The following is a 23,421-nucleotide window of genomic DNA, read 5'->3' on the forward strand; positions in this document are numbered from 1 at the left end:
ATGATCCGCGCTGCGCTCGCCGCTGTTGTCCTTGCCGGACATCTCGTGGCCTTGCCTCTTGGCGAGCTGCGGGCACAAACCTCCTGCCCGGCGCCTGCAATCGCGCTCTCTCCCGCCGAGCTGTGGGATGCGAAGCGCGGCGCGCATCCGCTCGTCGGCGCCATCTTGAAGGGCACCGAACTGCTGGCCACGAGCGCGGGCGCAGAGTGTGCCGCTGCGCCCATGGAGCAGCTGCGCCGGGCTCTGAAGACGCACCTCGAAGATGGCGGAATCGTCCTGCTCGGCGAAGTGCACGACAATGGCGCGCAGCACGCGCTCCGCGCCGCACTGCTGCGGGCCCTGGTCACCGATCTCGCCGAAGGCAAGAAGCAGCGTCCGCCCGCGCTCGTCTTCGAGCATCTCCGCGCTGATCAGACGGCAGCTCTCGAGGCTCGGCGGGAACCAACGCCTGCCGGCGCGCGCGATTTGCTCGAGCGCCTCGATTGGAAGAACAGCGGCTGGCCCGCCGCGGAGCTCTTCCTTCCGATCTTCGAAGTTGCAGTTACCCACGCCCTGCCGATCCTGCCGGGTCATCCGACGCGGGCCGAAGTGCGGGACGTTGCGCGGCGTGGGCTCGATGCCCTTCCCGCCGATACGGTCTCCCGCCTCGGCCTCGACGTGCCGCTGCCCGAAGCCCTTCAGAATGCTCTGCTCGACGAGCTCGAAGCCTCTCACTGTGGGCTCATGCCGCGCACGGCCTTCACGAACATGGCGCTCGCACAGCGCTATCGCGATGCGCACATGGCGGCGGCCCTGGCAGAGGCCGCCAAAACGCACGGCTCGGTGATCCTGTTTGCCGGCAATGGCCATGTACGTTCGGATCGCGCCGTGCCGTGGGATCTCGCGCGCATCGCGCCCGAGCGCAAAGTGCTAACTGTCATGCTGATGGAAGTCAGGGACGGCAGCACTGATGCCGCGAGCTACCTGGAGCGTGATCCTCAGGGGAAGCCTGCCGCGGACTTCACCGTCCTGACGCCGCGCACCGAACGCCCCGATCCCTGCGAGGCCATGCGCGCGCGCTTCAAGAAGCCAGGATAAAGCGGCGCGACCGCCGTCGGCTCACGCGAGCCAGCGCTTGCGCCGCTTGTAGTGCTTCACATCGCGGAAAGAGGCGCGCTCGCCGCCGGCCACGCCGAGATAGAACTCGGCGACGTCCGCGTTCTCGCGCAGCGCCTTCGCCTCGCCGTCGAGGACGACACGGCCCGTCTCCAGGATGTAGCCGTAGTTCGCGTACTTGAGCGCCATGTTCGTGTTCTGCTCGGCGAGCAGCACCGACACGCCCTGCTCCTGGTTGATGCGCTTGGTGATCTCGAAGATCTGCTCGACGAGCTGTGGCGCAAGACCCATGGAAGGCTCATCGAGGAGCATCATGCGCGGCCGGCTCATGAGCGCGCGGCCGATGGCCGTCATCTGCTGCTCGCCACCGGAAATGTAGCCGGCGAGGCTCTGGCGCCGCTCCTTGAGGCGCGGGAAATAGCTGTAGATCATCTCGAGGTCCTGGCGGACGGCGGCGCCGCCATCGCGCCGTGTGTAGGCCCCGGTCAGCAGATTTTCCTCGACGGTGAGGTGGCCGAAGCAGTGGCGCCCCTCCATGACATGGACGAGGCCGCGCCGGACCATGGCATTGGGCGTCAGGCCGTCGACGCGCTCGCCTTGAAACTCGATCGCACCCTTGGTGACCTCGCCGCGCTCAGACTGCAGGAGGTTCGAGATGGCCTTGAGCGTCGTGGATTTTCCGGCGCCGTTGGCACCGAGCAGCGCAACGATGCCGCCCGTCGGCACTTCGAGCGACACGCCCTTGAGCACGAGAATGACGTGGTCGTAGATGACCTCGATGTTCTTGATGCTCAGAATGGCGGGCGCCGCGGCCGTGGCAGCGGACGGAGCGGCAGGGGCGGCAGATACAGTCACGCGGGCGTGCTCCGGTTGGCTCGGCTCGTGGTGTGAATGAGGCGGCGAACCGCCTCATTCTTTGATGTTCGATGCGCTCGGCGCTTACTTCTCCTTGGAGCAGTCGCGCGGCGTGATCTTCTTCTCCGCGGCGTACTTCGCGGAGTACTCAGCCACCATCGGATCGAGGATCTTGCGATCGGCTGTGTAGAAGTCGGAGATAATCTTCCACTCCTTGCCATCCCACTGATGGACGCGGCCCTGGTCGGCACCCTGGTGATCCTCGCAGGAGAACTTGATGGGCGCCAGCATGCCCTCGAAGCCGAGCTCCTTGATGCGCGCGGCCGTGAGGTTGAGGTTTTCGAAGCCCCAGCGCACTTCCTCGCCCGTCAGAGGCTTCTTGCCGAACTTGGCCTGCGCGGTGCGGATGGCCTCGGTGCCGATCAGCGAGTCGATCAGGCCACGGTTGTAGAGCACCTGACCGAAGGTATCCTTGCCGACGCCCTGACCCTTGGCATAGACGTTCTTCTCGATGTCGGCATGGACGGCGAACTGGCCCGCACCATGCTGAAGCATCAGCGCCTTGTAGCCCTTGGCCTGATCACCAGCCGGAATAACATCCGGTTCCGCGCCCGACCACCACACGCCGATGATCTTGTCACGCGGGTAGGCGACGGCGGCGGCTTCCTTGATCGAGGTGGAGTTCATCACGCCCCAGCCCCAGAGCAGCACGTAGTCAGGACGATCCTGGCGGATGGCCAGCCACTGCGACTTCTGCTCGACGCCCGGATGCGTGACCGGGATGGCCTTGAAGTTGAAACCGTTGAGCTTGGCACGCACCTCGAGCGCCGCGATCGGCTCCTTGCCGTAGGGACTGTCGTGATAGACGAGGCTGATCTTCTTGCCCTTGAGCTTGTCGAAGCCACCGAGCTCCTTGGCAATGTGCTGGATCGCGATGTCGGCCGCCGTCCAATAGCTGCCGACGGCAATGAAATTCCAGGCAAAGACAGCGCCATTGCGACTCTCCGAGCGGCCATAGCCGGTCGTCAGCAGCGGGATCTTGTCGCCCGGCGCCTTCTCGGTCAGCGCGAAGGTGATACCCGTCGAGAGCGGTGAGAAGTACGCGGCGCCCGTCGGGCCCTTGCCCTTCAGGCGCTCGTAGCATTCCACGCCCTTGTCGGTCGCATAGCCCGTCTCGCACTCTTCCATGACGAGCTTGATGCCATTGATGCCGCCGTCGCGCTCGTTGAGCATGGTGATGTAGTCGGCAGCGCCGTTGGCGAACGGGATGCCGTTCGGCGCATAGGCACCCGTCCGGTAGACGAGGCGCGGGATGAACTGCTCGTTCTGCGCCATGGCCGGGCCGGCGGAGAGCATGATGCCGGCCCCTGAGAGCACGGCGCTGGCCGCTGTCGCAAATGCCAAAGTCTTTCGCAGCATTACTTCCTCCTCCACACGCCGGCAGATGCCGGCTTTTCGCGGGTGCTTCTTGTTCTTCGCCCGGCTCGCCGCACCACTTCGCGAACCAGCATCAGCTCCGACGTATGGCCTCAGTAGGGGAAGGGCCACAGCCTGAGTTTCTCCTTCGCAATCGACCACAGCCGCGCAAAGCCGTGCGGCTCGACGATCAGAAGGTAGCAGATGAGCGCACCCGTCACGATGAACACGAGGAGCGAGACGGTCTCGACGCTGATCGGCACGCCGAGCGCATGGGGCACCTGATCGAGCAGGATGGGCAGGATCAAAATGAAGGCCGCGCCGAGGAACGATCCAAGGATCGAGCCGAGGCCTCCGATGATGACCATGAACAGGAGCTGCAGCGAGCGATCGATGCTGAAGGCGAGCGGCTCCCAGGAGCCAAGATAGACGAACGCCCAGAGTGCACCGGCGACACCGACGATGAACGAGGAGACGGCGAACGCCGAAAGCTTTGCGTAAAGCGGCCGGATGCCCATGAGCTCGGCGGCGATGTCCATGTCGCGGATGGCCATCCACTGGCGGCCGATATTGCCGCGCACGAGGTTCTTGGCAATCAGCGCGAACAGCGTGACGAAGATCAGGCAGAGCAGGTAGCGCTCGATCGGCGAATGCACGAGATAGCCGAAGAAGCTCAGCTCCGGCGCGTTCACCGAGCCCGAGGGCGCGTAGTTCGTGAACCATTTGACGCGCAGGAAGACCCAGTCGAAGAAGAATTGCGCGGCGAGCGTCGCAACCGCGAGATAGAGGCCTTTGATCCTGAGACTCGGCATGCCGAACAGGATGCCGACGATCGCCGACATGAGCCCGCCGAGCAGGATCGATGGCAGGACCGGGAGCGGCGCAATCTTGATTTCGGTGCCGATGAACTCGAGCGGAATGTGGACGCCCGTCCCGAACTTGTAGGCACTGTAAGCGCCGATGGCCATGAAGGCGCCGCTGCCGAGCGAGATCTGCCCGCAGTAGCCGACGAGAATGTTCACGCCGATCGCGGCGAGGGCGAGGATCAGGAACGGGATCAGGATGGCGCGCAGCATGTAGTCGCTGCCGAGCGGCCAGAGCTGGAAGTGTGCGAGCAGCGGAATGCCGATGAAGGCGAACAGCAGCAGAATGATCAGGGCAATGCGGTCCTGGCGGATCGGGAAGATCGCCATGTCCGCGGCGTAGGAGGTCTTGAACTGGCCGGCCTCGCGATAGAGCACGCCCTACCTCCTCAGATGCGTTCGATGATGCGCTCGCCGAAGAGGCCCTGCGGCCTCACGAGCAGCACGGCCAGCGCCAGCACGTAGGCGAACCAGTATTCAATGCCGCCGCCGATCTGCTGGCCGAGATAGACCTCTGCGATCTTCTCGCCTGCGCCGACGATGAGGCCGCCGACAATGGCGCCCGGCACCGAGGTGAAGCCGCCGATGATGAGAACGGGGAGCGCCTTCAGCGCCAGGAAGACGATCGAGAACTGCACGCCGAGCTTCGTGCCCCAGACTGTCGCTGCCGTGAGCGCGACGAGGCCGGCAACGAGCCAGACGACGAACCAGATCCAGGTGATCGGAATGCCGACGGACTCGGCGGCAGCATGATCGTCTGCAACCGCTCGCAGCGCGCGGCCTGTCTTGGTGCGCTGGAAGAAGATGGCGAGGACGGCAACGAGCGCGCCGGCGATCAGCCCGCCCCAGACATCGAGCTTGTTCACGAGGAGCCCGCCCTCGAAGAGGCCGTCGAGGATGAACCAGGCATCGGTCGGGAAGAGCGAAAGCGGATAGACATCCGAGCCGAAGATCATCTGCCCGGCGCCTTCAAGCACGAACGTTATGCCGATCGTGGCCATGAAGAGCGAGAGGTCGCTCTGATTGACGAGCGGGCCGAGCACGAGCTTCTGGATGAGCGCCGCAGTGATCGCCATCACGACGGCGGCAAAGAGCAAGGCGAGAACGATCGCCGCCCAGGTCGGGATGCCGCGTGCCACCATGAAGTCGAGCGAGCGCACGAGCGCGAGGCCCGCGAGCAGCACCATCGCGCCCTGCGCGAAGTTGAACACGCCCGAGGCCTTGAAGATCAGAACGAACCCGAGCGCCACGAGCGAGTAGAGCACGCCCGCGAGAAGACCGCCGATGAGCACTTCCAGGAATTGACCGAGGACGACCACGCGCGCTCCTTAATGGCTGATGCCGAGATAGGCGTCGATGACGCGCTGGTCGCGCTGCACCTCGTCAGGCGTGCCGTCGGCGATCTTGCGCCCGTACTCGAGAACGACGACGCGGTCGGAAATATCCATGACGACGCCCATGTCGTGCTCGATGAGCGCGACCGTCGTGCCGAGCTGGTCATTGACCGTCAGGATGTAACGCGACATGTCCTTCTTCTCTTCGAGGTTCATGCCGGCCATGGGCTCGTCGAGCAGCAGGAGATCGGGCTCCATGGCGAGCGCGCGGCCAAGCTCGACGCGCTTCTGGAGGCCATAAGGGAGCTTGCCGACGGGCGCCTTGCGAATGTGCTGGATCTCGAGGAAGTCGATGATCTTCTCGACGGCTTCGCGGTGCTTGATCTCTTCCGAGAGGGCCGGCCCCCAGTGAAGGGCCTGCCAGAGCAGGCCGCGCCTCATCTTGAGCGCGCGCCCGGCCATGATGTTGTCGAGCGTGCTCATTCCCTTGAAGAGCGCGAGGTTCTGGAAGGTGCGCGAGATGCCCTGCGAGGCGGCGATGTAGGGCCGCATGATGCTGCGCTTCCGGCCCTTGAACGTGATCGCCCCCTGATTGGGGTGATAGAAGCCGTTGATGACGTTCAGCATGGACGTCTTGCCGGCGCCGTTCGGCCCGATGATTGCGCGGATCTCACCCTTGCGGATATCGAAGCTGACGTCGCTGATCGCTTTGACCCCGCCGAAAGCGAGCGAGACGTTCTCAACGGACAGCAGCACATCGCCGATCACGCGGTCAGCGACCGCATGTCCGGCGCCGGCCGCGCCCGATCGCTCCTGAACATCCGCCTTCATTCCGCGGCCTCCCTGACCGCCGCCTTGACGGGCGGATACGTCTTCATGTCGACGATCTTCACGTCACCCTCGATAACGCCTTTGCGGCCGTCCTCGAACGTGACCTCGGTTCTGATCTGGCAGCGCGGGGTGCCGTCGTAGAGGGCCGTGATCAGCGGCGCATACCGATCGGCAATGAAGCTGCGGCGCACTTTCTGGGTGCGCGTGAGCTCGCCGTCGTCGGCATCGAGCTCCTTGTGCAGGATGAGGAAGCGGTGGATCTGGGAGCCGGCCACCATCTCCTCGGTCGCGAGCGACTTGTTGAGCTCGTCGATGCGCCGCTCGATCATCGCGTACACATCGGGATGGGCCGCGAGCTCCTGGTAGCTCGCATAGATGACGTTGTTGCGCTCGGCCCAGTTGCCGACCGAGGTGAGATCGATGTTGATCAGCACGGTCACGAAATCGCGGCCATGGCCGATCGCGACGGCCTCCTTGATCTCGGGATAGAACTTGAGCCGGTTCTCGATGTACTTCGGCGCGAACAGCGTCCCGTTGGTCAGGCGGCCGACGTCCTTGGCGCGATCGATGATGCGCAGGTGGCCGCGCTGATCGATGAAGCCGGCATCGCCCGTATGCACCCAGCCGTCAGCGGTCTTGGTCTCGGCCGTCGCCTCGTCGTTCTTGTAGTAGCGGAGGAAGACGCCAGGGCTCTTGAAGAGCACCTCGCCGTTCTCGGCGATCTTGATTTGAACATCTGGACCGGGCTTGCCGACGGTCTCGGGATAGACCTCGCCGTTCGGCTGCAGCGTGATGAAGACGCTCGCCTCCGTCTGCCCGTAGAGCTGCTTCAGATTTATGCCGAGCGAGCGGAAGAAGCTGAAGAGCTCGGGGCCGATGGCCTCGCCGGCCGTATAGGCGACGCGCAGGTTCGAGAAGCCCATGCGATTGCGCAGCGGCCCATACACGAGAACGTCGCCGATCCGATAGCGCAGGCGATCGCCGAACGACACGGGACGACCATCGAGAATGGGCTCGCCGGCCCGGCGCGCGACCTTGAGGAAGTAGTCGAAGGCCGCCTTCTTGAGGCGGCCTGCATCCTCCATGCGCACCATGATCTGCGTGAGCATGTTCTCGAACACGCGCGGCGGGGCGAAGAAGTAGGTGGGGCCGATCTCGCGGCGATCCTCGGTGATCGTGTCCGGGCTTTCGGGGCACGAGACGCAGAGCGCGCCTGCAAAGGCCTGGCCATAGGAGAAGATGTGATCGCCGACCCAGGCCATGGGCAGATAGGCGATCATGGTGTCGTCGGGCGTGAAATGATCGAAGAGATTGGCGTTGCGCCCCGAGACGACGACGTTCTCCTGCGTGAGCATGACGCCTTTGGGCCGGCCGGTCGTGCCCGAGGTGTAGAGCACGACGCTGATGTCGCTGCCCTTGCCGGCGGCTATCCCGTCGAGCCACGCCTTGCGGACGGCAGGATCGGACTTCAGCGCCTTGCGCCCCGCCTCCTGCACGCTCTCGATGGAGACGAGATCATTGGGATCGTATTTCTGGAGGCCGCGCGGGTCGTTGTAGACGATCTTGCGGATCGTACCGACGTCGGCGGCGATGGAGAGCACCTTGTCCGCCTGCTCCTGATCCTCGACGATGGCGTACTTCACCTCGGCGTGCGTGAGGACGTAAGCCATCTCCTCGGCAACGGAATCCTGATAGACGGGAACGGGGATCGCGCCGAGGCTTTGCGCCGCGCAGAAGGCCCAGTAGAGGTGGGGCCGGTTGTCGCCGATGATCGCGACAGTCTCGCCGGCTTTCAGGCCGAGCAGCTCAAGGCCGACCGCAAAGGCCTCGATCTCGTCCTTCGTCTGGGCCCAGGTCCACGTCTGCCAGATGCCGAAGGCCTTCTCGCGGAAGGCCGGGCGCGAGCCATAGCGCTGCGCATTGTGCAGAAGCAGTTTCGGAACGGTGTCGAGCACAGACGCAGACGCGTCAGCAGGCGCAATTGTGGCGTTCACCGTAATCGCCTCCTCCCTTCCATCGCACGGCCGCTTTATCGCGACTTCTAGCGGATCGGAACCGCTTCCTTAGTTCAAGCCCGATCCTCGCGCAAGCGCGCCAAGTTCAAGACTTTCCAAGGTTCACGGCCGTTGTTCAGGACTCTGATCCTTCCCACAGGGAGGTCAAATGAAAAAATTGCCGGAGAGTAGAAGCGGGGTCGAATTGGCCGATCGTCAGTCGCCGGCAGTAACCACGACCACCGTCGTATTGTCCTGATGGGGGACCCCGGCATCTCTGACCGCCGCGATCAGCGCCTCGGCGGTCGCCTCCGGACCATCCTTGCGATAGGCGGCGATGACGCGGGCGATCTCGACATCGGCAATCGAATGAATGCCATCGCTCGCCAGCACGACGACGTCTCCGCCCTGCAGGGCCCACGGCGTCTGCGAAACATCCACGAGCTCCAGATCCTCGCCGACCACGGCCGAGCGCAGCATATGGCGACGAGGGTCGTCCTCGGCCTCCTCGGGCGTCAACCGCCCCGCCGCGACGAGCTTGTCGAGCACGGGCGCCATGGAATGGTCCTCGTTGAGGCGTGCCATTTCGCCGCGCCTGTAGAGGTAGAGGGGGCTATCGCCGACGCTGATCCAGCTCACGTGATCATCGTGGAAAGCGACACCGATCAGCGTCGAGCCCATGCCGCGAAGCTGCGGCTGGGCCGCGACGAGCGCGGTTATGGCGCCGTTCGCCGCGCTCAAGGCCGACTTGAGACGGTGCCGTGGGCTCCCTTGCTGCTCGATGAACTGGGCCTCGAAGCTCGCGCATACGGCATCGCTGGCGATGGCACCGCCGGCATGACCGCCCATGCCATCGGCGAGGATGGCCAGCACGCAGGTCGGATCGCCCGCGCTTGCATCGTGATCCGGCGGCTGCCAGACGGCCGCAGCATCCTCCTGGTAGCTGCGCGCGCCCTGGCTGGCCCGAATGGCGACCTGAAACTTCACGATCCAGCCTCCTGGCCCCGATCCGAGCCAAGGCGCCCGGGCGGCCTCCACCTTCATGGGTGCCTCGGTCCGGAGCGTCAAGGGGCCTTCAAGTGAACGTCATGCCGCTCGTGTAGTGATCGAGAAATTCGCCACCTCTCGGGCGGACCCTATTGGGGCTCCGTAGCTCAGCCCTTCAGGTCATTCAGCTCCGACCAGTCGAAATCGCCCCCGCAGAAGGGAACGAAGGCGAGCTGCGTGCGCCCGACCGTAATCAGGTCCATGGCCGATAGCTCAACGGCGCTCGTCGGCTTTTTCTCGTTCACGGAGATGATGTTGGTCTTGGCGAGGTTCGGCACCAGCAGGAACTTGCGATCGACGGAATCATAGCGGAGGTACGCCTGCTCCTCGTTCGAAATGGCCTCATCGCCGAAATTGAGGGGAATGCGCTGCGTCGTACCCCGCCCGATCGTGTTGTTGCCTTCGTAGATGGGCCGGAAGGCGCCGAGCCCTGGCCCCCCGACAATCACCAGCCAGCCGACCACCGGGTCCTGATGAAACTCGGTCCGCTTGACCGTCGAGCGTCCCCGCACGAGTTGCGTGCGCGGGGGCGAGGAGATCGGATCGTCGGCCGTGGATTGCACCTCGACCTCGACGTGGTTGTTTGCTGGGCGCAGAGCGGGCTTTGCCGCAATCACGCGAGCCGGCTCGGCTGCGGGAACAGGCGCCAATGCAGCAGGTGCCGCGGGCAGCGGCGGCGGCACGCGGACGGTCGTCTCTGCGTGGGTTTCAGGCGGCGCGCTGCGCTCGGTGATCTTGGTGATGCGGGCGTCGTCACGTCCGGCCGCGATGAGTGCCTCGCGCAGAGACCCGCTCGGACGGGCCGATACGGCGCGTTTGGATCCCGTCGGCGGGCCGTCCGGCGAGCCCGTCACCGGCGTCTCGTTCGTCATCTGTCATCTCCCTCGCAGATGGGGTGGTCGGCGTGCGCGCATCAGGCTGCCGGCTTGCGGCCGGAACCTCGACGCCGAGATGGAAGGTCAGGATCACGTCGCCGAGCGCGATGCGATCGCTATCGCTCAACATCGCCCGCGAAGCCGGTCGTCCATTGACGAGCGGCTGGTTGCCCGTGCCAGCGGTCAGATCCATGAGCACGAACTCTTCGTCCGGCGTGCGCTGGATGAGCACATGATGGCGATGGACGGACTCGTGCGCGAGCGCGATGTCGTTGTCGCTGTGCCGGCCGATGCGGAGAATCTCGCCTGTGAAGGCAACAGGCATGGCATCCGCACCTTCGCCGATGTTGATCCAGGCCTTGTCAGCGATCGGCGACGGCTCGGGCGCGGATGGTGCATCGCGCTCCCGGCGCGCCGCACGCCGCCGCATCGCGCGGCCGATCGCGAAAAGCCCGGCCAGGAGCGGCACGGCACCCGCAAGTGCAAGACCCATCCCCAGGACCGGCGACCGGCGATAGGCCTCGGCAAACTGCGCACCTGCCTGCCACGCGGCATCCATGACGCGCTGGTGCACGGGCTCCATGCCGAGCGGAACGGTCGTCCCGGGTGGTGTACCTTTCGGCGCCTCGGCGAGAACGGGGGATGAAAGCACGACAATGCAGGCTGCCGCCCGCAGTCCGCGCCATCCTGAGCCACCCCTCGCCAACGTCGCGCCCGCCATTATTCACAAAGCCGAATCACACAAGTGTCCCGATTCCGAAGTTCGCCATACCTCGATACTGGTGTCTCGAGCGAACGTCGGCATCAAAAGGGACACTAGAATCATAGGCTTGCAAGTGCGATTCAGATCGAGAAATTCGCTCGAAACCGTGCAGCAAGGTGTGGCGAATTTCTCGATCATCGCACGAGCACCCTGCGTGCCCATGTCGGCAGGAACATGGCTTTTCTGAGGGGCGCGTCTCTGAGCCGCCGAGGCCTGGGGAAAATCCATCGCACCGAGGGCGCAAGCCCCATCACAGCGAACGCGAAGCTCTCCGCACGGCGACCGCGGGCATACCGCCACGGAAGTAGGCGACAGCACCCCTTCCCGGCAGCCCGCGGCGAGCCAATTAATTATGCATGGCCTTGACGATTTCTTCCGTCATCTTCTTCGCGTCGCCGAGCAGCATCATGGTGTTGTCGCGATAGAAGAGCGGATTGTCGATGCCGGCATAGCCGCTCGCGAGCGAGCGCTTGTTGAACATGACGGTGCCCGCCTTCCAGACCTGCAGCACGGGCATGCCATAGATCGGCGATGACTTGTCCTCTTCGGCGGCGGGGTTCGTCACGTCGTTGGCGCCGATGACGTAAGCGATATCGGCCTGCGCGAACTCGGAGTTGATGTCCTCGAGCTCGAAGACCTCGTCGTAGGGCACGTTCGCCTCGGCGAGGAGCACGTTCATGTGGCCCGGCATACGGCCGGCGACCGGATGGATCGCGTACTTCACCTCGACGCCGTTGGCCTTGAGTGTGTCCGCCATCTCGCGCAGCGCGTGCTGGGCCTGCGCGACGGCCATGCCATAGCCCGGCACGATGATGACCTTGCCGGCATTCTTCATGAGGAAGGCTGCGTCCTCGGCCGAGCCGAGCTTGACGGGGCGCTGCTCCTGCTCGCCGCCCGCTGGGCCCGCGACCTCGCCGCCGAAGCCGCCCGCGATCACGGACAAGAAGGCGCGGTTCATGCCGCGGCACATGATGTAGGAGAGGATCGCACCCGATGAGCCGACGAGCGCGCCCGTGATGATGAGCGCGACGTTGCCGACCGTGAAGCCGATGCCGGCCGCGGCCCAGCCCGAGTAGGAGTTCAGCATGGACACGACGACGGGCATGTCGGCGCCGCCAATCGGGATGATGAGCAGGATGCCGAAGGCCAACGCGAGGATGGTGATCAGCCAGAAGAGCCAGGCCGAGCCGCCGGACTGCGTGAACTGATAGACGAGGAAGATCAGCACGAGGCCGAGCGCGCCATTGATGAGGTGGCGCACGGGCAGCAGGATAGGCTTCCCGGACATGCGGCCCGAGAGCTTGGCGAAGGCAATGACCGAGCCCGTGAAGGTGATCGCGCCGATCGCAACGCCGAGCGACATCTCGACGAGGCTCGACGGGAAGATGTGGCCGGTGCCATCGGAAATGCCGAAGGCGGTCGGCGCATAGAGGGCCGCTGCCGCGACGAACACGGCGGCGAGACCGACCAGCGAGTGGAAGGCCGCGACCAGCTCGGGCATCATGGTCATGGGGATCTGGCGCGCGGTATAGGCGCCGATGCCGCCGCCGATGCCGATGCCGGCGATGATCAGGAACCAGGTGAAGAAGCTGTCGCCGGACTGGAGCAGCGCGAGCGTCGTGACGATCGCGATGGCCATGCCGACCATGCCGAAGAGGTTGCCCGAGCGCGATGTCTCCGGGCTCGACAGACCGCGCAGCGCGAGGATGAACAGGACGCCCGAGGCGAGATAGAGCAGGGCGGCGGCGTTGGCACTCATGGTTTCATCCTGCTGAGAAACGTCATCAAGCGGCTGGGAATGGGGAGCTCGGCGAGTGCCTTTTCAGCAGCCTGCCTGAGCTCGGCCTCATCGGCTTCGTAGGCGCTGTCGGGATCGCGGAGTGCTGGATCGGGGCAATAGGCTTCGACAACGAAGAAGAGCGTCTCGATGGCGGGCGGCGCGGGCACGTGGTCGCGGTCGGCGGCATGCCAGAGCTCGAAGAAGCGGTCATGGAAGGCCACTTCGTCCATGCGGCCGGCCACGAAGTCGCGAACGAGCATGTGCCAGCGCGCATCGCTCACTTCTTCTCCTTCTTCTTGTACATCGCCAGCATGCGCTGTGTGACAAGGAAGCCGCCGAAGATGTTGACCGAGGCCATCACCAGGGCGAGGAAGCCGAAGAACTTGGCGAGGATCGATCCCGAGGCCGCGAGGCTGACGCCGACTGCGAGTAGCGCGCCGACGACGATCACCGAGGAAATCGCGTTGGTGACGCTCATCAGGGGCGTATGCAGGGCGGGCGTGACGGACCACACGACGAAGTAGCCGACGAAGATCGCGATCACGAACACCATGAACTGATAGACGAACGGACTGACGTCACCACCGCCGGCGGCAAGCGCGGGCGCGGTCGTCAGCGCGAGCAGCAGAGGCGTCCATGCTAGAGCGGGGCGCATCATTTCAGGCTCCCTTCGGCTGCAAGCTCGGATGCACGACCTGTCCGCCCTTGGCGACCAGCGTGCCCTTGATGACATCATCCTCCCAGTCGACCTTGAGGGTCTTTTCCTTCTTGTCGATCATGAGCTCGATGAAGGTGAGGAGGTTCTTGGCGTAGAGGCTCGAGGCATTGACCGGCACCTGGCCCGCGAGATTGAGCGTGCCGTCGATGCGCACGCCGTTATGCTCGACGATCTCGCCGGGCTTGGTCAGCTCGCAGTTGCCGCCGCGCTCGGCTGCAAGGTCGATGATCACCGCGCCGGGCTTCATGCTCTCGACCATGGCGCGCGTGATGAGGCGCGGCGCCGGCCGGCCCGGAATGAGCGCGGTCGTGATGACGATGTCCTGTACCTTGATGTGTCCCGCAACCAGCTCCGCCTGCTTCTGCTGGTAGGCCTCCGACATCGGCTTGGCGTAGCCGGCTGCCGTTTGCGCCTGCTTGAATTCCTCGTCCTCGACGGCGACGAACTTCGCGCCGAGCGAAGCGACCTGCTCCTTGGTTGCAGGGCGCACGTCCGTTGCCGAGACGATGGCGCCGAGGCGGCGCGCCGTCGCGATGGCCTGGAGGCCGGCGACGCCGACGCCCATGATGAAGGCCTTGGCCGCGGGCACGGTGCCGGCGGCCGTCATCATCATCGGCACAGCCTGCTCGAACATCGCCGCCGCATTCACGACAGCCTTGTAGCCCGCGAGGTTCGCCTGGCTGGAGAGCACGTCCATGGACTGCGCACGCGTGATGCGCGGCATGAACTCCATGGAAAAGAGTGTGGTGCCCGTTTGGGCGAGTGCATCGAGCCCGGGGCGATCGTCCGTCGGGCTCAACATGGCAATGGCCATGCCGCCCGAGGTCAGACCGCGCACTTCCTCCACGGAAGGCCGGCGCACTTTCAGCAGGATATCCGCACCCGCAACCGCCTCGGCGGCACTCGGCACGATCTCTGCGCCCTGCGCCTTGTAGGTCTCGTCGGAGAAGCGCGAGCGGGCGCCACTCCCCGAGGCAATGCGGACTTTGGCGCCGAGCGCGACAAGCTTGCGCACCGTCTCGGGCGAGATGGCGACGCGCGGCTCCTCGGGCGCCTCGGGCGTAACCGCAACGGTCACCATCGCGTCGCGTCCTTCGTCGTGAATGAGCTTGAGAGAAGGTGCCCCGGCGTCGATATGGAGCCGGGCGCGGCCGGTCGGTAGAGAGGATTGGCGGGTCTAAACCAGGAACCGCGCCATGCCGGCCAGGATGACCACGACGATGACGGTCAGAACGATGGCGCCGCGCACGAAGCCGTTGTAGGTCCGCACGTGCTCCGGGTAATCCATCTCGGGATGGCCATCGGTCGTGTCAATGCTCATGGGTGTCCCCTGCCGCTGCCTGAATTGCGTTGTTCTCACTACCCGATGGCTTTCGGCGCATCAAGCTTGGCTTTTCATCCAAAAGTTGCGCTCCCTGGGCCTTCAGGCAGCAATCGCCTGACGAGCGGAGGCGCCCCAGGCGGCAATGGCCTCGATATCGGGCGGCGTGCCATTGCGCAGTACACGCTGGCCGTCCGTGCTGGCCGCAAAAGCGAGAACGCGGGCACAGAGGTCGGCGGGCTCGGCAGCGGCGAGGCTCTCGGGATCTCGAAAGCCAGCGCCGACGATGAGCTGGGCATGTGTACCCCTCAGGTTCGGCACGGACATGACAAGCGCACTCTGGTCCTGCCAGTCGCGGATGCTGTCGGCTGTGATATGGCGCACGGCGAGCATCTCCGCGACCGCCGCCGGATCGGCCTCCATGAGATCGCCGACCGTCTTGAGGCCGACCGCAATGAGCCGCTCGGCGGTCTTGGGACCGATCGACGGCGCATCGACGATGTCGTGGCCGCGGGCGAGATAGAACTTGTGCGCGCGCGACGTCGCTCCCTCGATGCTCGGAACGGAGCCTGAGCGCGTGCGCTCGTGCGCATCGAGACGCGCGACGAGGCTCGTGCGATCCACGACGCTCTCGGCCTCCGCGGCCGGCGATGCTTCGGATGCTGGTGGTTCCGCCGGCTTCGGCACGGCAGGCACGGACGCCACCGGGGTGGCAGGCTTGCTCGCCGCACGGGCCGCGGCCTGCTCGGCAACACGCCGCGCTGCCTCTTCCAATGCGCGCTTACGATTCTCCTCACGCAGGCGCGCGGCGCGCTCGACGGATGTTTCGGGCGGTGTCACGCCCTGATAGGGAAAAGCCTTGACCGACGGAAGTTGCGCAATCTTTGCGAGCACTTCCTCGGCATGCGCGGCGCGCACAGCACGGTCATCCTCGGGCAGGTTGGCCTCGACCTTCCCGGTTGCCTGAAGCTCGTCATACATACGCTCGACGGCGCGGCGGTCCGCGGCATCGGCGAGGCTTTTCTGCAGGACCCGGAGCGGCACTTTGAGCGTCGCGAGGACAGTATCGAGCGTCAGATCGACCTCGGGCGCTGTGACGGCAGCCTCATCGATCGCGCGTTGCAGCACCATGCCGAATGTCATCGCCGCGCGGGCGATCAGCTCGGCGACGAGACGCTGCGCCACGGTATCGAGCCCCGCCGGCGGATCGACGACGCCACGCGTGAAGTCGTAGTGCGCGATCAGGCGCTCGTAGTGCCCGTTGGCGACGACCGCGCCGTCACAGACGAGTGTCTCGAGCCAGTTTTCAGCGTCTTCGATCTTCACGACCGGCGGCGGCAGTGTCGCCGCGAGCTTCCACAGCGTGTCGTAGGCGCGGTTGATGCTCCACTCGACGGCGCGGTGGATGTCGTTCTCCGCCTGGGACTGGCCCGTGTGAAAGGGATGGAGCGGATCCGTCAGGTAGTGGCTCAGCACGCCCGCGGCATAGACGGCCGTCGGCCAGTCCTTCTGCTTCAGCGCCGTGACGACATGGCCATACCAGTTGCGCACCTTCGGCGGCGCCCCGCCCCAGAAGTTCTCGCGCGGATGCAGGACGTGATTCTTGAAGTCCTTGAAGCTGTCATCGGGCGCCTTGGCGCCGAGCATGAGCAGCTCGGCGTGCTTCAAAAAGACGCAGCGCCATATCTCGGCGTCATCCCCCGCCAAATGGCGCAGGCCGTCGAGTGCGAGCTTGTGGTGCGTGCCCCGTGCATGGGCGGCATAGAGCACGCGAAAGAGCATATTCATCAGCGGCTCCGGCGGTCGCCTCTGCAGTTGGGCGCACGCTAAGGCGAGTCGTGCCCAGAGCGAAGAGCGCCCCGCGCGATGAGGTGTGGTCAAAGTCGTCTGGCCCTGCTCACATGGCCTATTGCCAAAGCACGTTGGGCTTCGGGGGCTTCTTGGACAGCATCTGGATCTGGGCGAGCGTCAGCGCGGCCTTCTTTCAGGCTCTGCGCTATGCGGGCCTCAAGGTGCTGAACCAGCGCCTGTCGGCGCCGGTGACGACCTACGTGCGCATCGTATTCACGCTGCCGTTCCTGATCGTCTATCTCATCGCCATTCTCTGGTGGACGGGCGAAAGTCTTCCACCACTCAACCGCAGCCTCCTCATCTACAGCAGCATTGCCGCGCTCGCCCAGTTCACCGGGACGGTCCTGGTCGTGCGCATGTTCGCGCTCGGCAACTTCGCGGTCGCGACACTGATCATCAAGGCCGATGTGATCATGACGGCGCTGATCGGCACTGCCTTCTTCTCCGAGGCGATCACGCCGATCGGTTGGGTTGCGATCATCGTCACCATGCTCGGCGTGGTGGTTGTCTCGTCCGGCCGGACGCCAGCGCCTGCCGGCGACACGGCAGCCTCGGGGCGGCGCGCTTCGTCGACCGCGCCCGTGGTCCTCGGGCTTTCGGCCGCGATGATCTACGCGCTTTCCTACCTCAGCTTGCGCGAGGGGATCCTGGCCATCGACCCTGCTGCGGGAACGCTCGTCCGCGCCGCTTATGCCGTGCTGGTGATGACCGCCATCTCCGCGGCCATGGTCGGCGCCTACCTGCTGGCACGAGAGCCGCGCGAGCTCGCGCGCATGTTCCTATTTCCGAGGTTGTGCTGGTTCATCGGAGCCGCGAGCGCGATCGCGTCGATCACGTGGTTCTTCGCGACCGCGCTCACGAACGCCTCCTACGTGGCGGCGGTCGCGCAAGTGCAGATCGTGTTCACGCTGCTACTATCGTTCTTCTATTTTGGAGAGCGGATTCGCGCGCTCGAGATCGCCGGCATCGCTATCATCGTGAGCGGGCTCGCATTATTCCGAATGGCATGATTCAGACATCGGAAATGTTTGCCGTTTGATGTCAAGTTGCACACCACACGAGGCTTGACTTCAATGGCCTTGTGACTAAATTGCGACCGATCAACTGCTCGCTTTACAACGCGTCGACGAGACCGAGATGGCCAAGCCCGCAACACTCAAGATCAAGCTGCTCAGCACCGCAGGTACGGGCTTCTTCTATGTGACCAAGAAGAACCCGCGCACCTCGACCGAGAAGATTTCGTTCAAGAAGTATGACCCGATCGCGCGCAAGCACGTCGAGTTCAAGGAAACCAAGATCAAGTAGGAGTCATCCTGCTGCGCGTCCCGCGCTGTATTTTCTTGCGGGCTCGCTCATTAACCACGATTCAGTGAATTTTCAGCAGCGTCCGTGCGGGCGTTGCAGCGGAATTTATTTGGCAAAAACGACGGGAGGGGTCCGGCCTGTGACCTATCTCGGCAGCGGGGTACGAAGACCGAGTAGTCACAGGCCGGCACTGTACCAAGCAGACAACCAAAGAGGGCGTTGGTTCGCTGCCTGGCCAACCGATCAGCGTTTCATGGCATCTTCGAGGAGGCCACTCCTGCCATAGTCGCTGATCGCCTCATTGGGACTAGGAGATGCGGCGGACCTAATCCCAAGAGCTCGGTGTTGCTTCTTTTCCCCCTCTCGACCAGGGCGTCAGCCACTGTCCGGCGACGCAGGTCTTTCGCACAAATAGAATCAGCGGTCTGATAGACGGACTGCAGACGAAATCTACCCCAAGACAATGGCAGATTTCCGGCAGGCGCGCAATGTCAAGATGGGAAATGGAGGGTGAACTCCGGACGCCAAATTTTGTGTTGATAATTAACAACGCCACTCGATGCGAGGCACATCGGATATTTGTCCTATGTGGCGCTGTTGCCTCGCTTTACTGAGCCTCGCAAACCGATCACCCGCCCCAGACCGAGCGGAACACGCGGAGCCAGTTCAGGCCGAGCACTTTGCGGGTCTCCGGCTCGTCGAAGCCACGCTCCGCGAGGCGCGCCGTGAGCCGTTCGAGCGTGCGCGGAGTCTCGATGCCTGCGGGATAGTAGTACGGCGGCGGTGGGTACTCCTCGCGCCGCCAGTGTCCTTCCCGGATGCGCCGCTCGTAGCGCGCAAGGGCCACTGCATCACTCTCCACGCCGTGCTGGCCCTCGTAGTAGTCGATGCCGAGACCGACATGATCGATCGACGTCAGGTCGGCCTTGTAGACGATGTCGTCGATGAAACGATCGAGCGACGGGCGGCTCTCGTCACCGAGAAAGGCCGGGAAGCCGACCGTGCCGACGATGCCGCCGCTTGCGGCAATGGCGCGAATGAGCTCATCCGGCACATTGCGGCCGTTCTGGTGCACGGCGATGGCATTGGCATGGGAGATGACCACCGGCGCCAGCGAAGCCTCGATCGCGTCGAAGGTCGTGCGCAGACCCGTGTGGGCGCAGTCGATCACGAGACGCAGTGCGTTAAGCCGGCTGATGACGGCGAGGCCGAAGTGGCTGAGGCCGCTGTCCGTGCGCTCGGCGGCGCCGTCGCCGATAAGGTTGCGGCGGTTGTAGCAGAGCTGGACCATGCGCAGGCCCGCGGCCGCATAGGCATCGAGGAAATCGAGCTCGTCCTCGACGATGGACGTGCCCTGGCAGTGCAGGATCAGCCCGAGCTTGCCCTCGGCCTTGGCGCGCTCGATATCGGCGGCCGTACGCACGATCAGCGCATCATCGCGCTCGCGGACATAGCGGTGCCAGCCGCCGATTTCCCTCAGCCCGCTCTGCGCGTTGCCGCTCATGCCAGTGATGGTCGGCGCAATGGCTGTGGCCCCACCCTCGCGCCACCAGTCGATGTACTGGTGCGAGCGCGCAAGCGGACAGGTCGCATCGATGATGATGGCTTCGCGATGAAGGCGCAGGGGATCGTCCATCTCGGGCCCTCTCCAGGATCGCTCGTGTCCCGATTCCGAAGTTCGCCGCTCCTCGATGCTGGCGTCCCGAGCGTACTTCGGAATCAAAAGGGACACTAGAATCGTAAACTTGCTCGTGCGATTCAGATCGAGAAATTCGCTCGACGCCGTGCCGCGAGATGTGGCGAATTTCTCGATCAGCACACGAGCGATCGCCCGAGTATAGGTCTCAGCCCGATCGCCGACTACGGCCCACCACTACTCCTGGATCATCGCACGGCCCTGCTCGACGTGGATCGCGACGTCGAGGCCCTCCGCGCCACCGCCGACGCGGGCGCCGCGCACGGCCGCCGCCTCCCGCGCATCACAGCCGATCGCAACGCGCACATGGCGCTCTGTCGTGCAGATGCCGTGGGCCGGATCAAAGGCAATCCAGCCGAGGCGCGGCACGTGGACCTCCGCCCAGGCGTGGCCGGCCTCCTGATCAATGCGGTCGGTTCGAAGATAGTAGCCGCTGACATAGCGCGCCGGCAGACCGAGCGCCCGGGCCGTCGCGAGCATGATGTGCGCGAAGTCCTGGCAAATGCCTTTCTTGCCTTCGAAGGCCTCGCCGGCTGTCGTCTCGGGCTTCGTTGAGCCGATCGCGAACGCCATGGCCTTGTGGATACCGCGATTGAGCGCATGGAGCGTGGCGAGGGCATCGCCCCCCTGCCCTGCCGAGGTCTCGCGCGCAAATCGCCGGAGCGAGGGCGTGAGCCGCGTCAGCGCCGTCTCGCGAAGGAAGAGGCGCGCCGGCTGACGCTCCACGCCGCCGCGGAGAAAGCCGTTCGTGTCGCGCGTATCGACCTCGCCCTCGATGGTGATCGTCGCCTGCGTGAGCGGCCCGTGCAGGAAGACGAGGTGCGTGATGTTGCCGTAGGCGTCCTCGCTGCGGTCGAGGCGCGCATCCGCGTCAACCGTGACGCGCCAGCGCCGCACGAACTGCCCCTCGTGCGGGCGCGGCGTCATGCGCAGGAGCTGCAGCGCGTCGCTTGCAGGCTCGTCGTAGGTGTAGCGCGTCTCGTGCCGGACTTTGATGCGCATCGCAGCGACCGCTTACGAGAGGTACTGCTGGGTGATCGCAGCGCCCAGCCGATTGTTGTCCTCGATGAACTCGACGAGGAACTCGTGCAGACCGGACTGGAAGATCTGGTCCATGTCGGCGTTCTGGAGCCGCGCCGTCGTCGAGCGCGCAATGTGCTGCGCGGGGCCCTGGCGGCCGTAGCGCTCCGCGATCTGATCGAGGTAGTCGTTGAGCGCCATGTAGCAGGAGATGAGCGAGCGCGGCTGCTCGGGTCTCAGGATCAGGAAGTCCGCAACGAGCCACGGCTTGACGTTCTCGCGATACACCCAGTGATAGGACGTGAGCGCATTCACGCTGCGCAGGATCGAGGACCACTGGAAGTAGTCGAGGCCGCCGCCGACCGGCTCCTTCTCCGGGAGCAGCAGGTGGTACTTCACATCGAGTAGGCGCGCCATGTTGTCGGCCCGCTCGATGAAGGTGCCGAGACGCTGGAACCAGTACTGGTCCGAGCGCAGCATGGTGCGATAGGCCGCGCCGTCGAAGCGGAGCGACATCTGCTGCACGCGCTGGAGGAACTGCGTCAGCGCCGACTGCGAGATGCCGTCGAACTCAATGCCGCGCATCTCGTTCCAGCCCTCGTTCAGGATCTCCCACATCTCGCTCGTAATCGCCGTGCGCACGGCGCGCGCATTCGAACGGGCCGTCTCGATGCAGGCCTTGATCGAGCTGGGATTGGTCGGTGAATCGACGATGTAGCGGATGACGTTCTCGCGCGTCGCACCGTCCGGATAGAGCGCCTTGAACTCATCGGCGCAGGCCGCGGTCGCGATCGCCGATTCCCACTCGTTCGAGGCGCCGGCATAGGCCGAAGGAAGCGCGGCGAGGCGCTGCGCCACGTGCAGAATGCGGGCGAGGTTCTCCGCGCGCTCGGTGTAGCGCGAGAGCCAGTAGAGATTATCCGCCATTCGCGAGAGCATCAGGTCTCCACCACCCAGGTGTCCTTCGTGCCGCCACCCTGGGAGGAGTTCACGACCAGCGAACCTTCCTTGAGCGCGACGCGCGTGAGACCGCCCGGCACGCAACGCACGCCGTCCGCGCCGCAGAGCACATAGGGGCGCAGGTCCACGTGCCGCGGCGCGAGCCCCGAGTCGACGAAGCAGGGCACAGTCGAGAGCGCGAGCGTCGGCTGGGCAATGAAGTCGTCTGGGTGCGCCTTGAGCTTGGCCGCGAAGGTGTCGCGCTCGGCCTTGGTCGCGTGTGGCCCGACGAGCATGCCATAGCCGCCCGAGCCGTTCACTTCCTTCACGACGAGCTCATGGAGTCGCGAGAGGACATAGCGGAGCGCTTCCGGCTCGCGGCAGCGATGCGTCGGCACGTTGGAGAGGAGCGGCTTCTCGCCGAGATAGAACTCTATGATCTCGGGCATGTAGCTGTAGATGGCCTTGTCGTCGCCGACGCCCGTGCCGATCGCGTTGGAAATCGTGACATTGCCGGCTTTGTAGGCCGACATGAGGCCCGGCACGCCGAGCATGGAGCCCGGATTGAAGGCGATCGGATCGAGATACTCGTCGTCGATCCGCCGGTAGATGACATCCACGCGGCGCGGGCCTTCGGTCGTGCGCATATAGACGACATTGTCGCGCACGAGCAGATCGCGGCCCTCCACCAATTCAACTCCCATCTTGTCGGCCAAGAAAGAATGCTCGTAGTAGGCCGAGTTGAAGGGGCCAGGCGTGAGCAGCACGACGGTCGGATCGCGCGAGGCCGAGCGCGGGGCGACGGAGCGGAGCGTCTCGAGCAGCGCATCGGGGTAGTTGTCGACGGGCGCGACGCGCAGCGAGCCGAACAGCTCCGGCATGAGCCGCATCATGGCCTCGCGGTTCTCCAGCATGTAGGAGACGCCCGACGGCGTACGCGCATTGTCCTCGAGCACGTAGAAGGTGTCGGCATCGACGCGAACGATGTCGATCCCCGCAATGTGCACGTGGATGCCGCCCGGTGGCATGAAGTCCGTCATTTCCGGCTGGAAGGCCGGGTTCTGCAGGATCAGCTCCTCCGGCACGATGCCCGCGGCGACGATCTCGCGCCCGTTGTAGCTGTCGGCGATGAAAGCATTGAGCGCTTTGACGCGCTGCTCGAGCCCGCGCACGAGCTTCTGCCATTCGGCTGCCGTGAGAACTCGCGGCACGATGTCGAAGGGGATCAGCCGCTCGGTGCCCTGGTTGTCGCCGTAGACATTGAAGGTGATGCCGATGCGGCGGAAAAAGTGCTCGGCCTCGAGCTTGCGGTTGACGAGAAGCTCACGGGGCGCCTGCTTGAGCCATTCCGATATCGCCTCATATCCGGCACGCACGCCACCATCGGGAATATTCATCTCGTCGAAGAATGCGGCGGCAGCGGCTGCGGACATAGGCTCTCCTCGTGCGCGGAGCGGGCAATCAGTGGATACTAGAGTCGGCCGCGTGGCAATTGAAGCGTTTGCTGATTAGGCGTTTGCCCCCTTATTGGGCGGCGCACGATGGCTGCGCCAGCAGATCGGCTGAGATTTGGGCAGATATTGCGCCGCACGATCGCCCGGAGGAACAGGCGCCGCCCAAAGATCGACCACTGACGGGCCGGCCCATCAGCCGATATTCTGTCACCACGCAAGCCCGGCACCGGCGTTCGTGCCGGCGCCCCCTTCATAGGAGACACG

Annotated in this window: 22 protein-coding genes; 3 read left to right on the forward strand and 19 right to left on the reverse strand. The window is 64.8% G+C overall.

The genetic code is table 11. The features are described 5' to 3' along the window. Complete coding sequence (locus tag CS1BSM3_RS04955; RefSeq protein ID WP_072385909.1) at nt 1–1,077, forward strand: ChaN family lipoprotein; 1,077 nt, start codon at nt 1–3, stop codon at nt 1,075–1,077. Between the two features lie 21 nt (nt 1,078–1,098). Here the strand turns inward: CS1BSM3_RS04955 and CS1BSM3_RS04960 are convergent, their stop codons facing one another. The 15 genes from CS1BSM3_RS04960 to CS1BSM3_RS05030 form a co-directional block, all read right to left on the reverse strand. After that, a complete protein-coding gene (locus CS1BSM3_RS04960; RefSeq protein WP_072385911.1) occupies nt 1,099–1,950 on the reverse strand; it encodes an ABC transporter ATP-binding protein in 852 nt (283 codons plus the stop codon). Between the two features lie 84 nt (nt 1,951–2,034). Continuing rightward, nucleotides 2,035–3,369: an ABC transporter substrate-binding protein gene (locus tag CS1BSM3_RS04965; RefSeq protein ID WP_072385913.1), complete on the reverse strand. Its 1,335-nt coding sequence runs from the start codon at nt 3,367–3,369 to the stop codon at nt 2,035–2,037. 110 nt (nt 3,370–3,479) lie between these two features. Continuing rightward, a complete protein-coding gene (locus CS1BSM3_RS04970) occupies nt 3,480–4,607 on the reverse strand; it encodes a branched-chain amino acid ABC transporter permease (protein ID WP_072385914.1) in 1,128 nt (375 codons plus the stop codon). Between the two features lie 11 nt (nt 4,608–4,618). Then, nucleotides 4,619–5,548 (reverse strand): branched-chain amino acid ABC transporter permease, encoded by a 930-nt coding sequence (locus CS1BSM3_RS04975; RefSeq protein WP_072385916.1) that lies wholly within the window; start codon nt 5,546–5,548, stop codon nt 4,619–4,621. Between the two features lie 9 nt (nt 5,549–5,557). Next, nucleotides 5,558–6,394, reverse strand: a complete 837-nt coding sequence (locus CS1BSM3_RS04980) for an ABC transporter ATP-binding protein (RefSeq protein ID WP_083528283.1) — start codon at nt 6,392–6,394, stop codon at nt 5,558–5,560. Beyond that, nucleotides 6,391–8,388, reverse strand: coding sequence for an AMP-dependent synthetase/ligase (locus CS1BSM3_RS04985; protein WP_244540425.1), 1,998 nt, complete (start codon nt 8,386–8,388; stop codon nt 6,391–6,393). The genes CS1BSM3_RS04980 and CS1BSM3_RS04985 overlap by 4 nt, the downstream gene beginning before the upstream one ends. A gap of 216 nt (nt 8,389–8,604) precedes the next feature. Beyond that, entirely contained in the window at nt 8,605–9,375 is a 771-nt protein-coding gene (locus CS1BSM3_RS04990) for a PP2C family protein-serine/threonine phosphatase (RefSeq protein WP_244540426.1), read from the reverse strand. Nucleotides 9,376–9,542: 167 nt separating this feature from the next. Beyond that, on the reverse strand, nt 9,543–10,307 hold the full coding sequence (locus tag CS1BSM3_RS04995; protein ID WP_072385918.1) for an FHA domain-containing protein: 765 nt from the start codon (nt 10,305–10,307) through the stop codon (nt 9,543–9,545). After that, entirely contained in the window at nt 10,189–10,884 is a 696-nt protein-coding gene (locus tag CS1BSM3_RS05000; protein ID WP_174263626.1) for an FHA domain-containing protein, read from the reverse strand. Before CS1BSM3_RS05000 ends, CS1BSM3_RS04995 begins: the two co-directional genes overlap by 119 nt. A 535-nt stretch (nt 10,885–11,419) precedes the next feature. After that, the gene (locus tag CS1BSM3_RS05005; RefSeq protein WP_072385922.1) at nt 11,420–12,832 is read right to left on the reverse strand and encodes an NAD(P)(+) transhydrogenase (Re/Si-specific) subunit beta; all 1,413 of its coding nucleotides are present in this window, start codon (nt 12,830–12,832) and stop codon (nt 11,420–11,422) included. Beyond that, nucleotides 12,829–13,134, reverse strand: coding sequence for a colicin immunity domain-containing protein (locus CS1BSM3_RS05010; protein WP_072385924.1), 306 nt, complete (start codon nt 13,132–13,134; stop codon nt 12,829–12,831). Before CS1BSM3_RS05010 ends, CS1BSM3_RS05005 begins: the two co-directional genes overlap by 4 nt. Next, the gene (locus CS1BSM3_RS05015) at nt 13,131–13,508 is read right to left on the reverse strand and encodes a proton-translocating transhydrogenase family protein (protein ID WP_083528464.1); all 378 of its coding nucleotides are present in this window, start codon (nt 13,506–13,508) and stop codon (nt 13,131–13,133) included. The genes CS1BSM3_RS05010 and CS1BSM3_RS05015 overlap by 4 nt, the downstream gene beginning before the upstream one ends. Before the next feature lie 4 nt (nt 13,509–13,512). Next, nucleotides 13,513–14,652: a Re/Si-specific NAD(P)(+) transhydrogenase subunit alpha gene (locus tag CS1BSM3_RS05020; RefSeq protein ID WP_072385925.1), complete on the reverse strand. Its 1,140-nt coding sequence runs from the start codon at nt 14,650–14,652 to the stop codon at nt 13,513–13,515. 96 nt (nt 14,653–14,748) lie between these two features. After that, nucleotides 14,749–14,892: an aa3-type cytochrome c oxidase subunit IV gene (locus CS1BSM3_RS05025; RefSeq protein WP_072385927.1), complete on the reverse strand. Its 144-nt coding sequence runs from the start codon at nt 14,890–14,892 to the stop codon at nt 14,749–14,751. A gap of 102 nt (nt 14,893–14,994) precedes the next feature. Further along, nucleotides 14,995–16,680 carry a DUF4332 domain-containing protein gene (locus tag CS1BSM3_RS05030; protein ID WP_072385929.1) on the reverse strand — a complete coding sequence of 562 codons (1,686 nt, stop codon included), beginning with the start codon at nt 16,678–16,680 and terminating at the stop codon, nt 14,995–14,997. 152 nt (nt 16,681–16,832) lie between these two features. Here CS1BSM3_RS05030 and CS1BSM3_RS05035 point away from each other — a divergent pair, with 152 nt between their 5' ends. Further along, complete coding sequence (locus CS1BSM3_RS05035) at nt 16,833–17,753, forward strand: DMT family transporter (RefSeq protein WP_174263627.1); 921 nt, start codon at nt 16,833–16,835, stop codon at nt 17,751–17,753. Nucleotides 17,754–17,880: 127 nt separating this feature from the next. Then, on the forward strand, nt 17,881–18,048 hold the full coding sequence (rpmG, locus tag CS1BSM3_RS05040; protein WP_072385932.1) for a 50S ribosomal protein L33: 168 nt from the start codon (nt 17,881–17,883) through the stop codon (nt 18,046–18,048). Between the two features lie 628 nt (nt 18,049–18,676). On the opposite strand, the gene CS1BSM3_RS05045 is transcribed toward rpmG, so the two are convergent. The 4 genes from CS1BSM3_RS05045 to CS1BSM3_RS05060 form a co-directional block, all read right to left on the reverse strand. Then, nucleotides 18,677–19,684, reverse strand: coding sequence for a membrane dipeptidase (locus tag CS1BSM3_RS05045; RefSeq protein WP_072385933.1), 1,008 nt, complete (start codon nt 19,682–19,684; stop codon nt 18,677–18,679). Nucleotides 19,685–19,921: 237 nt separating this feature from the next. Then, nucleotides 19,922–20,746 (reverse strand): transglutaminase family protein, encoded by an 825-nt coding sequence (locus tag CS1BSM3_RS05050; protein WP_072385935.1) that lies wholly within the window; start codon nt 20,744–20,746, stop codon nt 19,922–19,924. 12 nt (nt 20,747–20,758) lie between these two features. Next, nucleotides 20,759–21,703: an alpha-E domain-containing protein gene (locus tag CS1BSM3_RS05055; RefSeq protein ID WP_072385937.1), complete on the reverse strand. Its 945-nt coding sequence runs from the start codon at nt 21,701–21,703 to the stop codon at nt 20,759–20,761. Beyond that, on the reverse strand, nt 21,703–23,136 hold the full coding sequence (locus CS1BSM3_RS05060) for a circularly permuted type 2 ATP-grasp protein (RefSeq protein WP_072385938.1): 1,434 nt from the start codon (nt 23,134–23,136) through the stop codon (nt 21,703–21,705). Before CS1BSM3_RS05060 ends, CS1BSM3_RS05055 begins: the two co-directional genes overlap by 1 nt. Nucleotides 23,137–23,421: the final 285 nt, after the last annotated feature.

The sequence above is a fragment of the Hyphomicrobium sp. CS1BSMeth3 genome, from assembly GCF_900117415.1.
GTDB lineage: Bacteria > Pseudomonadota > Alphaproteobacteria > Rhizobiales > Hyphomicrobiaceae.

Bases quoted from the DNA above. Each gene is read 5' to 3' on its own strand.
- CS1BSM3_RS05055 (WP_072385937.1), bottom strand. From the start codon at position 21,703: ATGCTCTCGCGAATGGCGGATAATCTCTACTGGCTCTCGCGCTACACC.
- CS1BSM3_RS05050 (WP_072385935.1), bottom strand. From the start codon at position 20,746: ATGCGCATCAAAGTCCGGCACGAGACGCGCTACACCTACGACGAGCCT.
- CS1BSM3_RS05025 (WP_072385927.1), bottom strand. From the start codon at position 14,892: ATGAGCATTGACACGACCGATGGCCATCCCGAGATGGATTACCCGGAG.
- CS1BSM3_RS05020 (WP_072385925.1), bottom strand. From the start codon at position 14,652: ATGGTGACCGTTGCGGTTACGCCCGAGGCGCCCGAGGAGCCGCGCGTC.
- CS1BSM3_RS04980 (WP_083528283.1), bottom strand. From the start codon at position 6,394: ATGAAGGCGGATGTTCAGGAGCGATCGGGCGCGGCCGGCGCCGGACAT.
- rpmG (WP_072385932.1), top strand. From the start codon at position 17,881: ATGGCCAAGCCCGCAACACTCAAGATCAAGCTGCTCAGCACCGCAGGT.
- CS1BSM3_RS04995 (WP_072385918.1), bottom strand. From the start codon at position 10,307: ATGACGAACGAGACGCCGGTGACGGGCTCGCCGGACGGCCCGCCGACG.
- CS1BSM3_RS05005 (WP_072385922.1), bottom strand. From the start codon at position 12,832: ATGAGTGCCAACGCCGCCGCCCTGCTCTATCTCGCCTCGGGCGTCCTG.
- CS1BSM3_RS05060 (WP_072385938.1), bottom strand. From the start codon at position 23,136: ATGTCCGCAGCCGCTGCCGCCGCATTCTTCGACGAGATGAATATTCCC.
- CS1BSM3_RS05030 (WP_072385929.1), bottom strand. From the start codon at position 16,680: ATGAATATGCTCTTTCGCGTGCTCTATGCCGCCCATGCACGGGGCACG.
- CS1BSM3_RS04965 (WP_072385913.1), bottom strand. From the start codon at position 3,369: ATGCTGCGAAAGACTTTGGCATTTGCGACAGCGGCCAGCGCCGTGCTC.
- CS1BSM3_RS05045 (WP_072385933.1), bottom strand. From the start codon at position 19,684: ATGGACGATCCCCTGCGCCTTCATCGCGAAGCCATCATCATCGATGCG.
- CS1BSM3_RS05015 (WP_083528464.1), bottom strand. From the start codon at position 13,508: ATGCGCCCCGCTCTAGCATGGACGCCTCTGCTGCTCGCGCTGACGACC.
- CS1BSM3_RS04955 (WP_072385909.1), top strand. From the start codon at position 1: ATGATCCGCGCTGCGCTCGCCGCTGTTGTCCTTGCCGGACATCTCGTG.